Raw genomic sequence first — 13,713 nt, 5'->3', positions numbered from 1 at the left:
GCGCAAGTCTTAGTCCCAGTCCAAAATCTAAAACCCAAAATCCCAAATCCTGTTAACCTTCTTGGTTTACGAAGGGCATCAAAGCTACAATTCTTGCTCTTTTGATGCTTCTGGTCAGGTCTCGCTGCTGTTTGGCAGTCAAACCGGTAATCCGGCGGGGCAAAATTTTACCGCGTTCTGTGACGTATTTTTTGAGCAAATCGACATCTTTGTAGTCGATCGGGTCTCCTGGTTTGATGGGCGAAACGCGCCGGCGAAAGTAAGTCATGGTTTGTTGTTTGTTGACTGTTGACTGTTGACTGTTGACTGTTTACTGTTGACTTAGTTTTTAGTTATTAGCCGTTAGTTGCTAGCTGTCAGTAAAGCATTTGTTAGTTATCTGCTTTTTGTGGGTCAATATTCAGTTGCCAACAACTGATGACTGATGACTAAGGACTAATGACTAATCACTACTTGATCTCTTTGTGGGCAGTGTGCCTGTTGCAATGAGGGCAGAACTTTTTGAGTTCCAGCCGCGCCGTCGTGTTGCGACGGTTCTTGGTGGTGGTGTACCGAGACACGCCTTTCGAGCGTTTGCTTACGTTTGTACGGCACTCAGTACACTCTAGAGTAATTATGATGCGGACGCCTTTAGCCATAATTCTAAATAAATTTCGACTAATTTAAACACAATTTATTATCTTCTCACATTGCTCTGCACTTGGTCAAGCAATCTTCTAACTTTGATGTCGAGGGAGTAGCCACGGCGGGTTCCGACGACCATCGTCCGGCCGATGCGATCGTGGAAAGCTTGGGGAAACCTTTCGCCGGAGTTGAGGGCAACGCTACAGTCGATCGCCAGGGGCAGCATCAGCAGCAAGACGGCGGCGTTGGTAGATGTGAGCCCAGCTATACCTGCGAAGGCTAAGGCGGCGCAAATGCCCAGCAATGCCTCGCGCTTGCACAGTTCTTGCACTCCGGGAGTCCGTAGGAATCTGGTATCGGCAATTTTCATGTCCAAAGCCCAGCGCCCGAGACTTTGACCTTGGTTTTTCCTGACGATGGCTACGCGCATGACCAGCCACAGCAAAACAAAAAATATGGTTTGGACGATCGCATTAGTGCCCAGAAGCAAACTGGGCAGCCAAACTGCGATTCCGTCGATGCAGAAGGCCGCTGCGCGGCGGCCGACTGATACTTTGGGAAGGAGGGGTACTAAATCGGAACTCATAGGCAAAAAGGTCGATCGCCACTAGCTACTTTTTCATCATCTTAAGCTGTGGATTAATCGATCTTCAGCAATCGGCGTAAATCAACGTCAAAGCCAACCGCTAATTATTCAAGCTGAAAATGGATTTTCGCCAATTCCCAACTGTTTTTTCGACTTTTCCACCTGTTCCCACAGTGTTTGGATCTGAGTAAATGCCTGTTCCACAGAGATTTTACCGTTAGATGTCAAGGAACTGATGTAACCCACTCGCTGAGAAAACTCTTGTAAATTCGCATTAAATACCAAATTCTCTGGCTTTACTTCACCGTAATAGCGATTTTGAGGATATAAAAAATTTGAATTTGCTACCATTGCTTTAACCTCGCATGAAAACTTGTTTCCTGAACTAATCAATAATATTATAAACCGCGATCACCTGCTAAAGTTGTGTTGTAAGTAGCAGAAATCATGTGACCTTGGGCGAACTTTTTTGTGATGGCAATTACACGGACAGATCAGGGCAACAAAAACCTCAGTAATTTCACCTGTACAATTTACGCAGGCGGGGTCAACAACTAGGTTTATGGCTTAAGGCTTATAACTTCCGATTTGGCGTCCAAACCAGGTTTTTGTTACTTCAGGACTGACTTATTGAAATAAGTGACAAAAAAACCAAAAATGGATAATATTATTGCAGACATCAATAGTTATATTTTTAGTAAAAAACTGCATAATGTCTGCAAATGCGCGATCGCCACGTCCCAAATCCCGGCTGAGGCAAGTTTTAATCACACTTGCCATCGCCGTAATTGCTGCTGTTATCGCCTTGAACATTCCTCACTCCTTAATTCCCGTGTTTAAAGAATCCGTATCCGAAGCAACGCCGCCACCAGAAATCCAGAACGTGCTCGCAGGCAAGCGCAAAATTGTGATAGTGGGCGACAGCATCACCGAGGCCGGGAAATACCCCGGAGGTTACGTTTGGCTGCTGCAACGCTATCTGAATGCCCTTTATCCCGATCGCAAAATCGAAATCGTCAACGCCGGAATCTCCGGTAACAAGGCGGCTGATATGCAAGCCCGCTTCCAGAAAGATGCGATCGACCAAAAGCCAGATTTAGTGATGATTAATGTCGGAGTCAACGACGTTTGGCACGCTTTCTTTGACTTCCAAAACCTTCAGTTTTATCCGCAAGGCAACTTGCCCACCGGAGTGCCACTGGCAGAATATCGGGAGAAAATAACTCAAATGGTGCTGGCGGCAAAAGCCGCAGGAATTCGAGTTGTACTGCTTTCTCCTACTCCGATAAGCGAAATTCTCGACGGCCCAGCAAATCTCCGGTTGCAAGAGTATATTGCCGAGATGCGAGAAATTGCGGTGCAGAATCAGTGCTTATTTATCGATTTGAATGCACCTTTTCAGGAAGTTATTGGCACGTATCAAAAGCACGCAGGTAAAACTCTGAATTTGTTGGCTGCAGATGGAGTTCACCCGAATCCGTCGGGGTATCGAATTATGGCTTTTACTATTTTGCGAGGTTTGGGAGTACCCGCAAAGGACATTGAGAATTTGGAAATCAAAAAGTGAATTGGTGAATTTAGTTCACTGTTGACGGTTAGCTGTGGACTGTTGACTGTTAATTGAAAGTATCCAGGGTAAAAGCCCCCTGATTTATCTCTGGGCTAAATTCTTCAAATCTAAAATCTAAAATCATTCCGTTGGCGGATGATACCGCTTCAACCAACAACTACCGATAATCACCAACGCTACCACAACAATAATTTCCGTCCAAAAAAACGAAAGGAAATCGCTGGCAGTTCCCACCGGAGGCACCCCCGGTTGAGCATTGCGAATCGCGGGAAAAGCAAACAGCATCACACCAGTCCAACTCAGCATTCCCACTTCCGGCAACTTCCCCGATTTCATCACTTTTAAGGCTAGCAAAAGCGCCATAATTGACAGCACCCACATGATGACAATAATCACTAAGGCAAAGAATTTCACCGGGATGGAGCGAGTTGCAGACACATCGATATAAATAAAGATAGAGGAATTCTCTTCCATCGGCTTATAACTGATGTCGAAACCTGGAACATCGGCATGAAACTTAAATTCCAGCGGCACGGGATTCAGTTCAAATGGAGCAAACTTTTTACCAATTGAAGGCAGCGGGTCAATCGAAATAGCTACTTTAGCAAGGTGCCGGTCAAACGGGTAATTGTTAATTTTTCCTTTGACTAAGTTAAACTTCAATGCAGGGACAATCATCGGTTTGCCTTCTTTAAAGGTAATTTCCGAATCCTGTACATTTGCGCCGTTAACTGTCATTAACAAGTCTTGAGCGGGGTAAGTTGGCCCTTTTTTATAGATACCTGTGAGTTCAAACTGCAAGCGGGCTTCTAATTCATTTTTAATGGGATCAACGGCAATTACGGTCATTTTGACCTCAACCAAGCCTTTGGACGCTACAGCGCTTTCGGGAGAGGGATTGTAAGGCTCTTGGGCGTTAGCATTGTAAGAGTAAATAGATAAGATAATTGCCAAAATTACGACCAGACTGCAAATTAAAATAAGTATTTTTTTGAGATTAAATGTGTTGACAGTTGGCATTTATTATGGATATTTTACATATTGAATAGTTGTTAGCAGTCGCCGCACTCCGCCAGGGGTTTAAACCCCTGGCTCCTAGCTAAAGTCGGTTAAAAGTGAGATATTGCACCATTCTCAATTACTTGTTTAGGAACAGGCAAGATGCCTGTTCCACAAGAGATGAATTTTCCTTTTTGTGGGGTGGGCATCCTGCCCGCCCATAGTAGCCGAACTACGAACCGATAGGAAGCAATACATTTGGTGTGAAACTTCCGTGCAAACCGTAGGGAATGTGCTGTTTTAAATGCAAGCGCGCTACCGGGCCTTTGGTGATGTCGCGAGCATCTAAAATCACTAAGGTCGATCGATGATTAGCTGCATCATACATTAAAAGCAGCAGCCAGCCGTCATCCTCAGCCGTTGCAGCTTCAGGCGAGACGCCTGAACCACGGGGAACAAACACCGGTTCCCCCGCAAAACCGCGCGGTGCCGCACTCCAAATGTGCCTTTCACCAGTCACGAAATCAATTTTGAGGATAGCTTGCAAAGGAGCATTTCCCGTGGGAGCATCAGCAGCACCGATGTAAAGATATCGGTAAGGTTGTCCGACATTATTGGGATGCAAAGTTGGAAACTCGCAGCACCGAGTTTCAACAACTTGATGCTGCACGGTTTTGTCTTGCAAATTTAACTTAAAGCGCCACAATTCGCCCGCCGGAACGCTCTCAAAATCAATTTCCCTAAAATCGCCGTCCGCCTCTACAGTGGGAAATGAGTCGTAACAAACTGAGTCAACAAAAACTTCGTCTCCTTCTTCCCAGGCGTTGCAGTGGTGGAAGACAAAACAAGGTTCGGTTTCTAATATCTTCACCTCGTCAGTGCCGTTGCGGGGAATTAAAATTGCTTGCGTTGGCTTGTTTGGCGAAAATTGAATGCACTGGGATGCACTGCGAAATCCTAACACGAAAAGCAGCGGATTGAAGCTGACGGGATTTTGGAAGAATATGCAGTAATTCGGGGTAATTACCATGTCGTGCAGGAAGGCAAAACCCGGTATTGCATGGGCGTGACGCTGCAAAAGTTTGCCGCTTTCGTCGAGTTCGTAAATCGTGATGGTACTCGACAAACCGGGCTTGACCGAAAAGTTTACTAATCTGTCTCCTTTGCCATTTTTCCCTTTTTCAATTCTCGGGTGGGCGGCGAAGGCTTCACCGGGTTGTAAAATGCCGTCTAGGGTGTCTAAGCCGAGTGTTTCTAGGCTGCGGGGGTCGAGTCTGTAGGGTTGTGCTGCTTCCCAAAGCGCTAGCAGTTTGTCGCCCCAATAAATGATGTTGGTGTTGGCAATGTTTTTGATTTTGACATCAAAGATGTTGGCTAGCCAACCGCCCGGCTTCTGTGTGCCGAAAACGCCTCGGTGGAGAATTTTTCCGGCTTTTTGTTCGGCGAGATAGCCTTCTGTGTGTATGAATCGGTTGCGGAAATGGGCGCGGCCTTCGGATATTGCGATCGCACAAATCATCCCGTCACCGTCAAATGGATGGTGGATGCGCTGGCCGTTGACATCCAATAATCCGGGCCCGTTGCGAAAGAATGTGCCTTGCAAGTCGGCGGGGATTTCGCCTTCTATGTCGTCAATCCAGTAGTCGGATTCGTTGGGTTGGGATTCGTAGCCGCGCTGCCAGTCTGTGCGATCGTATGATACGTTTTGGGCGGCTGTTTGAGATGCGGAAAGTTGTAAGTTTTGCATTGGTGTTAGGGGAGCGAATTTTTTAACCGCAGAGAGCACAGAGGGCGCAGAGAGAAGGAAATTCGGAGAATGGGGAAACACAGTTAAATTTATCTGTGTATCCGTGTCAAAATCCTTGTGTGCCTGCCTTTATTTGCTGTCTGCGGTGCGGCTTTGTGACCTTACTGTTGGTACTAAGTCAGGAAAGTATTCAGGCATGAAATGCTGTCCACCTGGTTTGGAACTGCCGATTTCTGGTTCTAATACGGGAAGAGACTTTTGATTGTTTTGATCGCCGCTTTCTGTACTATCGGCGGGCAGCCAATTTAAGAACGGTAGCGGCAGAAGTGTGGAGAGGTTTGTGATGACAATTAGCAGCCAGAGGTTATCGAAATTGCGATCGGTAATTCCTAACAAGTGGGTTAAAAGTGCACCGCCTTCGTGGGACAAAAGTCCTGCTAAATTTGTGATTGACATCAGCAGCGCAAATAAAGTAGCTTCTACGCCGCGGGGACACAACCGGGCGGAGAGTACCAGCACCGGCATATAAGCAATTTGTCCGATTACTGTCAGGATCAGGCTGTCTCCGATGCTGAACCATTGATCGTCAATTCCTAATGCTCGGTTGGCATGAGTTACTAATAATAAAGTAGTCATGCCCAAAGCAGTCGCAAGGACGGTTGACCAGCCAAAAATTACTCGAAATGGAACTGTTTTGAGGAAGCGTTGAAACAGCCAGACGCCCGCGAGGGCGGCCATGCTGGTAACGAGGCGGACTCGGCCGAGAAATTCTGGTTGAAAGCCTAATTCGTTGGTGGTGAAAAAGAAGAAGGCGGAGTCTGAGCTTGGGGTGGCTTGCCAGAGGAAGAGAAAGGCGGTGGGCAGCCAAATTGTTTTTTGGGTAATAGCTTGGCGCAGTTGTTTGAATTGGTCTTTGACCGTTTCAAAGTCGGTGGTTTTGTGGGTTTTTTCTTCGGCAATTAACCAAGCTGTTGCTGATACAATTAGCGGGAAAGATGCGGTGATTAAAAAGATAGTATGAGTGCTGAAGTGTTGCAGCAGGGAACCGCTGAGGTAGGCGGTAATTAGTCCGCCGAGGGCTGCAGCGCCCCAAGACAAGGATTGCAGGGAACCGGCGTCGGTAACGGATTCTTTTCTGGCCCTTTCGACTACCAGGGAGTCGGCGATTACGTCGCTGACGGCGAGGGAGAGGGAACTCAGGGCGATCGCGCCTGTAGCTGCAAGCGGTGTGTGTACAATTGTTGCGAGGCTCACCCATGCTGACGTTCCCAGAAACCCGGAGAGGACGATGTAAGGGCGTCTGCGGTAGCCGAATATCGGCAAGCCGTCCGACATGAAGCCGAACACGGGTTTGATAATCCAAGGCAGGGCTACGACGCCCAGCATGGCGGAGACTTCTGCCGGACTCATGCCGAGTTCGTCTTTGAGGAAGAAGCTGACGGCTAAGCGGGCGAGTCCAAGAATACCTTGGACGAAGTAAATCAGTAAGATGGCTATGAGTTCGGGGGTTGGCTCATTCCCAAAGAATACTTTTTCTTTTAAAGATTCTTTGAGTTTGCTGACGCCGGAGGGGGAAACGAGCATTTGAGCAATATTTCTTAATGAATCTCAATATTTATAACACATTCTTAATGGGTTGCGGGAACTGTCGGAGGTGGGATGCGAAAGTGAAGGAGAGGTGGCACGTACTATAAAATTATGATGAGCTCGAATGAAAGGATTTTGGGTAGCAATGAAAGCAGAAATTAGAATTGTCTTTCTCGCAGCGGCTTGGATTTTAGGAATGCAGGTTAATTTAGCCTCAGCAATACCTGTTGCTAATAAGCAAGGTGATTATCCGGTGCCACCTGCGAGACAGCGGGGCAACAGGCAGGTAAATTGGTTGGTTGTTGACTCTGATCCTAAAGGGTTGAATTGCCGGATGGCTCAGAGATTTCGCTCAATTTCTGTAGACGGTTTGGATGCGCCTGCTGAGTTGTTTGAAAAAAATAAACATAATGTTTCGCAGTGGCCTGTGGTGACTGTTTTTCGGCGGGGACAGCGCTTGGAAGCGGTGACGGGAAATAATGCTAATCAAATTATGATTTCTGACAATCAAGGCAAGGGTTGGCTGCCTGTTTCCACGCAAAAAGGCAATTGTTTTGTGCGGGCTAACAGCCGTTTTATTAAACCGATTCGGGAAAACCCCACGACTTTAAAACCGTTAGAATAAGGCACAAGGGAAACAGCAAAAACAAACCTTAGATTATACAATTTATATGCAAACCGCGAGCAATTCTCAAACCCTGACAATCCAACTGTCTCCTGAAGACAGCGAAAGGCTTTTAGCAGAAGCGAAACGTCGTCAACTTGATGCCCACAGCCTAGCTGAGATACTGCTGCATGAAAGCTTAACTGAGCTAAAGCCTGTTGCTGATGCCGATATTGAATCTCTGGAAAAATTGTACAGCTTCCGGGGAAAAACAGAAATATTACAGTTTCTGGAAAAACATCATTTTTTGATGCCCGTATTGCTGGAAGCACCAGACCAAATTTTCAATTACTTCCCCGGTAAAAAGTTGTGCCTTGAAGTTGAGGCCGACTCTGAATTTATTAACTCCGCGCAGCTATTTCTGGATATTATTATTGATGGTGACGCCGATGAAATCATAGACGAGGCAATTGACAAAGAAGAAAAATTGTCAGAGGATTGGTATTTACCTCTGCCGTATGAGGTGCGGAGAGTTTTTAGTTGTGGCGTGCGCTAATAATGACTTTTGACTGGTCGCAGTACCTGAATCTAGCAAAAGAATTTCTCGGTCAACCTACTCCTCCTGCAAATCAAGAAGCCAAAATGCGTTCGGCTATCAGTCGGGCATATTATGCAGCTTTTATCAGTGCTAGAAATTACTTGCAGGAAACAGAAGGACATTCTATTCCGAAAACGGCAGATGCTCACAAGTATGTGGTGCAGCAGTTCAAACAGAGTTCTGAGGCCGAGCGTCAAAATATAGGGAGGAACTTGGAAAAGTTGAGAAGGGATCGAAACGAAGCAGATTATAACAATAGTGTACCCGAACTCTTCAAAATTAGCAAAATAGCAGTCAAGCGATCGCAGCGGGTGATCTCTCAGTTAATCAACCTATAAAAAGTCAACTTTTAAGCCTGAGCGAGCCACTGTTTCGACAATTATTTTATTAATTTCAGCGGGTGGCAAATTGGGATTAGCCTAGTTCGTTTACCATCTAAAATTGATAGGTAATGTGGGGAAGATGTTCCTATTTTATTTAAGGCGACTATATGATCCTCAATCCTGAAAATGTCCCGGAAAGTACAGGCTCGAATTATCCCCAACAATTTCAATCGGCTGTTGCGGGAAGAGTTAAAAAACGCTTGGGCGATGCTGCCGGGTTGCAGAATTTTGGGGTAAATTTGGTGAGACTTGCGCCGGGAAGTTGTTCTGCTCTTCGACATTGGCACACTCGTCAAGATGAGTTAATCTATGTTCTGGAAGGGGAAGTTACTCTGATTACCGATTCTGGAGAGCAAGTGCTGAAACCGGGTATGGCGGTGGGTTTTCCGGCGGGTGATTCAGATGGGCATCATTTAGTCAACCGATCAAGTGCAGATGTTGTTTATCTCGAAATTGGCGATCGCACTTCTGGTGATTCAGCTAATTACCCAGATGATGACTTAATCGCGAAGGCTAGCGACAATGGTTGGATTTTTACGCACAAAAACGGCGAAATTTATGAGGATTAAAAAATTATGAGTCAAGTCAATCTTTGGACTTCAGCCGAACACGCTTTGTCGTATCTTGCTAAGGCTGATAGCGTTCCTCAGCGCACTGAAGGTGAAGCGGTACTTTTGGGGGAAGTGCCGAAAACTGTCAAGCGAATTCTAGATGTGGGTACGGGAGACGGGCGTTTGTTGGGCTTGCTAAAGTGCGATCGACCAAATGTGGAATGTGTGGCGATCGACTTTTCGCCGACAATGCTGGAAAAAGCCAGAATTCGCTTTGCTGATGACCAGAATGTCACGATTATCGAGCACAATTTTGATGAATCGCTACCGGATTTGGGCAAGTTTGATGCGGTTGTTTCTAGTTTTGCGATTCATCACGTAATAGACGATCGCAAACGTTCCCTTTACACCGAAATTTTCCAGCTTTTGGAACCCGGAGGCATTTTTTGCAATTTCGAGCACGTAGCGTCCGCAACAGAGGCTTTGCATCAGAAGTTTCTAGAGGCGGTCGGTATGGGCGATCGACCCGACGATCCCTCTAATAAATTGCTTGATGTCGAAACGCAACTGCGCTGGTTTAGAGAAATTGGTTTTATCGATGCAGACTGTTATTGGAAGTGGCGGGAACTCGCTTTATTAGTTGGGGTGAAACCAGTTTAGCTGCGGAAAAGGACACGGAACTGCCGTGTCCTTTTAAAATTGGAAATAGTCAATCAAATTCGATACTAGCCGTGTCTAATAACGAACCTGCACCACACTTGCACCTCCTTTCTAGCTTTGAAGCCGGATGGGATGGTTTGAATCTCATCTACGAACTAGAACCTGCTGACGAAATGCCGGAAGCTGATTTAGGTCAGCACTTTATCATCATCGCTCAGAATGATTTTCGGGCTAGTTTTATGTTTAATGGAAGTTGGCAGCACGTAGATTATGCCCACGGTGATATTGCTATTATTCCTGCTACTCAAACTTTTCCTAGAACATTAGTCGATCGGGAAGTTCCATTAATTGAGTTATTTCTCCAACCTGCAATGCTTGCGCGCGCTGCTTTTGAATCTGTGGATGCCGATCGCATTGAGTTAGTGCCACAATTGCAGCTACGCGACCCATTAATTCAGCATATGGGGCTAGCCTTGAAGGAAGAACTAGCAGCCGGAGGTGCAGACAGCCGCCTCTATGCAGAGTCAATGGCAACAGCGCTTTCTGTGCATTTGCTGAGGCGCTACTGTTCCTTTCAAAAGGAGATTAAAAACTATACGGGCGGATTATGCAAGTATCAGCTCAGGCAAGTATTCAATTATATTGACGAACATTTAGACCAGAATTTAAGTTTGGAAAAACTGAGTAGTACCGTCCAGATAAGTCCGCATTATTTTGCTAGCTTATTCAAGCAATCTACACAAATGACACCTCATCAATATGTAATGAAATGCCGAATACAGAGAGCAAAGCAGTTACTCCGGCGCCGGGAGTTGACACTTGTAGAAATCTGTCACCAAGTCGGCTTTCAAAGTCAGAGTCATTTCACCAGAGTCTTTCGCCAATACGCCAACACTACGCCAAAGGCATATAGAGATGGGCTTTGAAGGTTGGGAAGATTAGGACATTTTTGGGAAGATTGGGCAAGACAGCGACAAGGTGCGATCGCTAAATTTAGTACCTACCCACACTTTTTTTTAAGGAGTAACCAGGGATGAAAGGTACTAAATTTGCTTTTGAAGGATGGAGCATCGTTGGTTTGTCTGCGTTGATAGTTGGCGTTATGCTTGCTGTTATCTGGCTGATTCACGGTGTTGATGAACAAGGGATGCGGATGGCTATTCGAGCAACTGCTCGTACTTCGTGTATTTTATTTCTCACTGCTTTTGTTGCTTCTGCACTTCGCAGGCTTTGGCCAACTACATTTACACAGTGGCTCTTAAAAAATCGTCGCTATTTGGGGGTCTCGATGGCAGTGTCGCATACGTATCACGCGATCGCGTGGAGCGGTTTGTGGTTTGCAACCTCTGGAGCATTGCCTAATATTGACCCTCTGGGAGTCTTAGGCTATGTCTTCCTGTTCGCGATGACTGTAACATCTTTTGAGCGATCGGCAGCATGGATAGGTCAACGAGCCTGGAAAATTTTGCACCATGCTGGAATGCACTATTTCTGGCTGGCTTTTACCTTTGAATTCAGTACCAAGATTTTTAACTCAATGCTCGTATATTTACCTTTGACAATGTTGCTAGTTGTAGCAATTATGATTCGCCTACTTCCTCCTAGACTACACAGAAAATTAGTTAGTTAGGACTTACCCACTCCCACCAAAAAACCGGATTTTTTGCCTAATCTGGGGGCTATAACGAAGTATGTTCGTAAAAAACCCGGTTTTTTGACCCCGATGCGTAAGTTTTAATTAAATTAAATCTGGTACTTTAGGTTTGATTCGGCGCTCGTACCAGTTCATTAATGGAGTGGAAGTAATGCCGTGCAAAATCACAGAAATTACGATGGTTGTAAAGGTAATCCAGGCGATTTTTTCGGCTGTTTCGCCTTTCAAACCCTGACCGAAAGCATAGGTAAGATAATAGATAGAACCGACACCACGAATCCCGAACCAACCGCAGAGCAAGCGGCTGGCGCGATGCAAAGGACTGCCGATCGTACTAATCCAAGCTCCCACAGGCCGGATTATAAAAATTAACAATCCAGCTACTAAGAGGGAGTAGCCTCCATATGCCAAGATAGGTTCTAAGCGCAAAAGCGAACCTAATAGTAAAATAGTTGCTACTTCCATTAACTTTTCTATGCGCTCGGTAAAGTGCAGTTGGGAAAGCGGTTTTTCTGAGTTGCTATAAGTCCGCTGCACGACAATTCCTGCTACAAAAACTGCGAGAAATCCGTAGCCGTTGACTAATTCTGTGAGGGAATATGTGATCAGAATTGTGCTCAGAGCAATGAAATCTTCCATTAATTGATCGGCCGGTTGATAGCGTTGGAGTCGGCGATCGATCCAGGTGACGGCTTTAGCTACTAAAATACCCATAACGAGACCTGCTGCGATCGCCCAAATCAAGTCAACTGCCACCCACTTCGCAAACCAGTTCTGCCAGTTGTTATCTTTTAGCGCATAAATGCCGAAATAAACAAAGGGAAAAGCTAAAGCATCGTTCAAACCGCCTTCTGATGTTAAACCAAAGCGCAATTCATCGCGATCGTCTAGATTAGCTAACTGAACTTCTGAGGCTAAAACTGGATCGGTGGGAGCGAGAATTGCTCCGAGTAAAATCGCTGGGCCCCAATCTAATTTCACACACCAATGAGCCACAGCGGCCACCGCAAAAATAGAAATTGGCATTAAAAAACCGATTAACCGGGCTGTGGAATTCCAAGCCCAAAATTTCAGCGGGCGGTTCATTTTTAAGCCACAACTATACAGAGAAACAATAACTACAAATTCTGTAAGTCTTTCTACAAATTGAGCTTCGGGACGCAAGTTAATCAGCTTGGAGCCGTAGGGTCCCAATCCGATACCGACAACTAGATAAATTAAGGCATAAGATACAGGGAATCGCGAAATCCATCCGGAACCCAACGTGACGGTCAGCAGGAGGATGCCAATAGCTAGCAAGTCGAGAATGTAAATATCCACTATAGCGATCGCACTTTTAATCAGGTTTACCAAGTGCGATTTTGACAGGTAAAAGCTTCGGGCGCATCCACCGCCCGCTAGATTCACCTATCCTCCGAAAGTTGCAGTTGTTATACCAAATTCTTTATGCTTTTAGGCTGCGGCGGCGGGCTTGGTCTTTGGGGCCCCTAAACTCCGTGACTGACAATCGCCCGGAATTGTTTATTTCATTCATCTGACTAATAACTAATGACTCATGATATCAATTCCGGTGTGCGATTCGTTTAGCCTAAATGGATAGGTTCTCCTATCCAGGGACGGTTAGCCTGACTCCGAGGAGTTAGTGATAACTGATTACATTTCTGGGTGAGGCATTAAGTCAAGTCCCAGTCCGCAGGTGCAGCGGTAAAAGCATATCCCCTATTTTGTTGGATAGCAACTAACAGGATAAAGCGGGGATAAAAGGCAGAAGACTCCTAGCCGAATGGGGTAGCTGTCGAGCAAGAACTTATGCGTAGCGAAAGCAAAAATGTGTCTGAACCACCGTTATGATAGATGGTCAAACGGCTGACTGACGCCCGCCAAAAGGCAAGGATAGGGCATAAGCAATTATCGGATTGACTTATTAGCACTGCCCAAAAACGGGCGTGGAAAGCATTACGCTGTCATGTTCAACCAATGTGTAATCGGAACGAAGTAAAGCTCTCACAGCCCTTAAAAATAAGTAGGTTGCTAGCCGTAAGCTGTGAGTGTGAGGGATGGTCGCAGAAGCCAATGCTTTGTTGTAATGACAGAGATATGCTGACAGCACCGGGTGGTGTAAAAGATAGAGACCAAGTAGCCCTTTAAAA

The 13,713-nt window shown here is 45.9% G+C and carries 16 protein-coding genes; 8 read left to right on the top strand and 8 right to left on the bottom strand.

Annotated features, from left to right (window positions below):
- Nucleotides 1-52: 52 nt before the first annotated feature.
- The 4 genes from rpsR to D0A37_RS22055 all read right to left on the bottom strand — a co-directional run bounded on the left by rpsR (nt 53) and on the right by D0A37_RS22055 (nt 1,561).
- On the bottom strand, nt 53-268 hold the full coding sequence (gene rpsR / locus D0A37_RS22070) for a 30S ribosomal protein S18 (RefSeq protein WP_006631377.1): 216 nt from the start codon (nt 266-268) through the stop codon (nt 53-55).
- A gap of 181 nt (nt 269-449) precedes the next feature.
- On the bottom strand, nt 450-638 hold the full coding sequence (rpmG, locus tag D0A37_RS22065; RefSeq protein WP_172186750.1) for a 50S ribosomal protein L33: 189 nt from the start codon (nt 636-638) through the stop codon (nt 450-452).
- A gap of 38 nt (nt 639-676) precedes the next feature.
- Nucleotides 677-1,210, bottom strand: a complete 534-nt coding sequence (locus D0A37_RS22060) for an RDD family protein (RefSeq protein WP_242717558.1) — start codon at nt 1,208-1,210, stop codon at nt 677-679.
- Nucleotides 1,211-1,318: 108 nt separating this feature from the next.
- On the bottom strand, nt 1,319-1,561 hold the full coding sequence (locus tag D0A37_RS22055; protein WP_190658612.1) for a DUF7219 family protein: 243 nt from the start codon (nt 1,559-1,561) through the stop codon (nt 1,319-1,321).
- Between the two features lie 361 nt (nt 1,562-1,922).
- On the opposite strand from D0A37_RS22055, the gene D0A37_RS22050 reads away from it, so the two are divergent.
- Nucleotides 1,923-2,777: an SGNH/GDSL hydrolase family protein gene (locus tag D0A37_RS22050; RefSeq protein ID WP_242717556.1), complete on the top strand. Its 855-nt coding sequence runs from the start codon at nt 1,923-1,925 to the stop codon at nt 2,775-2,777.
- A 123-nt stretch (nt 2,778-2,900) separates the two neighbouring features.
- Here D0A37_RS22050 and D0A37_RS22045 read toward each other — a convergent pair whose 3' ends face one another.
- The 3 genes from D0A37_RS22045 to D0A37_RS22035 all read right to left on the bottom strand — a co-directional run bounded on the left by D0A37_RS22045 (nt 2,901) and on the right by D0A37_RS22035 (nt 7,110).
- Nucleotides 2,901-3,800: a DUF8686 domain-containing protein gene (locus D0A37_RS22045; protein WP_242717554.1), complete on the bottom strand. Its 900-nt coding sequence runs from the start codon at nt 3,798-3,800 to the stop codon at nt 2,901-2,903.
- Between the two features lie 211 nt (nt 3,801-4,011).
- Nucleotides 4,012-5,526, bottom strand: a complete 1,515-nt coding sequence (locus tag D0A37_RS22040; RefSeq protein ID WP_242717552.1) for a carotenoid oxygenase family protein — start codon at nt 5,524-5,526, stop codon at nt 4,012-4,014.
- 129 nt (nt 5,527-5,655) lie between these two features.
- Entirely contained in the window at nt 5,656-7,110 is a 1,455-nt protein-coding gene (locus tag D0A37_RS22035) for a folate/biopterin family MFS transporter (RefSeq protein WP_242717550.1), read from the bottom strand.
- A gap of 127 nt (nt 7,111-7,237) precedes the next feature.
- Between D0A37_RS22035 and D0A37_RS22030 the strand changes: the two genes are divergently transcribed.
- The 7 genes from D0A37_RS22030 (at nt 7,238) to D0A37_RS22000 (ending at nt 11,539) form a co-directional block, all read left to right on the top strand.
- On the top strand, nt 7,238-7,738 hold the full coding sequence (locus D0A37_RS22030; protein ID WP_242717548.1) for a hypothetical protein: 501 nt from the start codon (nt 7,238-7,240) through the stop codon (nt 7,736-7,738).
- Nucleotides 7,739-7,784: 46 nt separating this feature from the next.
- Nucleotides 7,785-8,273 carry a hypothetical protein gene (locus D0A37_RS22025; RefSeq protein WP_242717546.1) on the top strand — a complete coding sequence of 163 codons (489 nt, stop codon included), beginning with the start codon at nt 7,785-7,787 and terminating at the stop codon, nt 8,271-8,273.
- A gap of 2 nt (nt 8,274-8,275) precedes the next feature.
- Nucleotides 8,276-8,653, top strand: coding sequence for a HEPN domain-containing protein (locus tag D0A37_RS22020; RefSeq protein ID WP_242717544.1), 378 nt, complete (start codon nt 8,276-8,278; stop codon nt 8,651-8,653).
- Between the two features lie 152 nt (nt 8,654-8,805).
- Nucleotides 8,806-9,267, top strand: a complete 462-nt coding sequence (locus tag D0A37_RS22015) for a cupin domain-containing protein (RefSeq protein ID WP_242717542.1) — start codon at nt 8,806-8,808, stop codon at nt 9,265-9,267.
- 6 nt (nt 9,268-9,273) lie between these two features.
- On the top strand, nt 9,274-9,909 hold the full coding sequence (locus D0A37_RS22010) for a class I SAM-dependent methyltransferase (RefSeq protein WP_242717540.1): 636 nt from the start codon (nt 9,274-9,276) through the stop codon (nt 9,907-9,909).
- A gap of 71 nt (nt 9,910-9,980) precedes the next feature.
- The gene (locus tag D0A37_RS22005; protein WP_242717538.1) at nt 9,981-10,835 is read left to right on the top strand and encodes an AraC family transcriptional regulator; all 855 of its coding nucleotides are present in this window, start codon (nt 9,981-9,983) and stop codon (nt 10,833-10,835) included.
- 107 nt (nt 10,836-10,942) lie between these two features.
- Nucleotides 10,943-11,539, top strand: a complete 597-nt coding sequence (locus D0A37_RS22000; protein ID WP_242717536.1) for a ferric reductase-like transmembrane domain-containing protein — start codon at nt 10,943-10,945, stop codon at nt 11,537-11,539.
- 108 nt (nt 11,540-11,647) lie between these two features.
- Here D0A37_RS22000 and D0A37_RS21995 read toward each other — a convergent pair whose 3' ends face one another.
- Nucleotides 11,648-12,916 carry a cation:proton antiporter gene (locus D0A37_RS21995; RefSeq protein WP_445242432.1) on the bottom strand — a complete coding sequence of 423 codons (1,269 nt, stop codon included), beginning with the start codon at nt 12,914-12,916 and terminating at the stop codon, nt 11,648-11,650.
- Nucleotides 12,917-13,713 lie beyond the last annotated feature (797 nt).

This window comes from Microcoleus vaginatus HSN003, assembly GCF_022701255.1.
In the GTDB taxonomy this organism is placed as follows: domain Bacteria; phylum Cyanobacteriota; class Cyanobacteriia; order Cyanobacteriales; family Microcoleaceae; genus Microcoleus; species Microcoleus vaginatus_B.
This window is presented reverse-complemented; position numbering and strand designations above follow the sequence as displayed.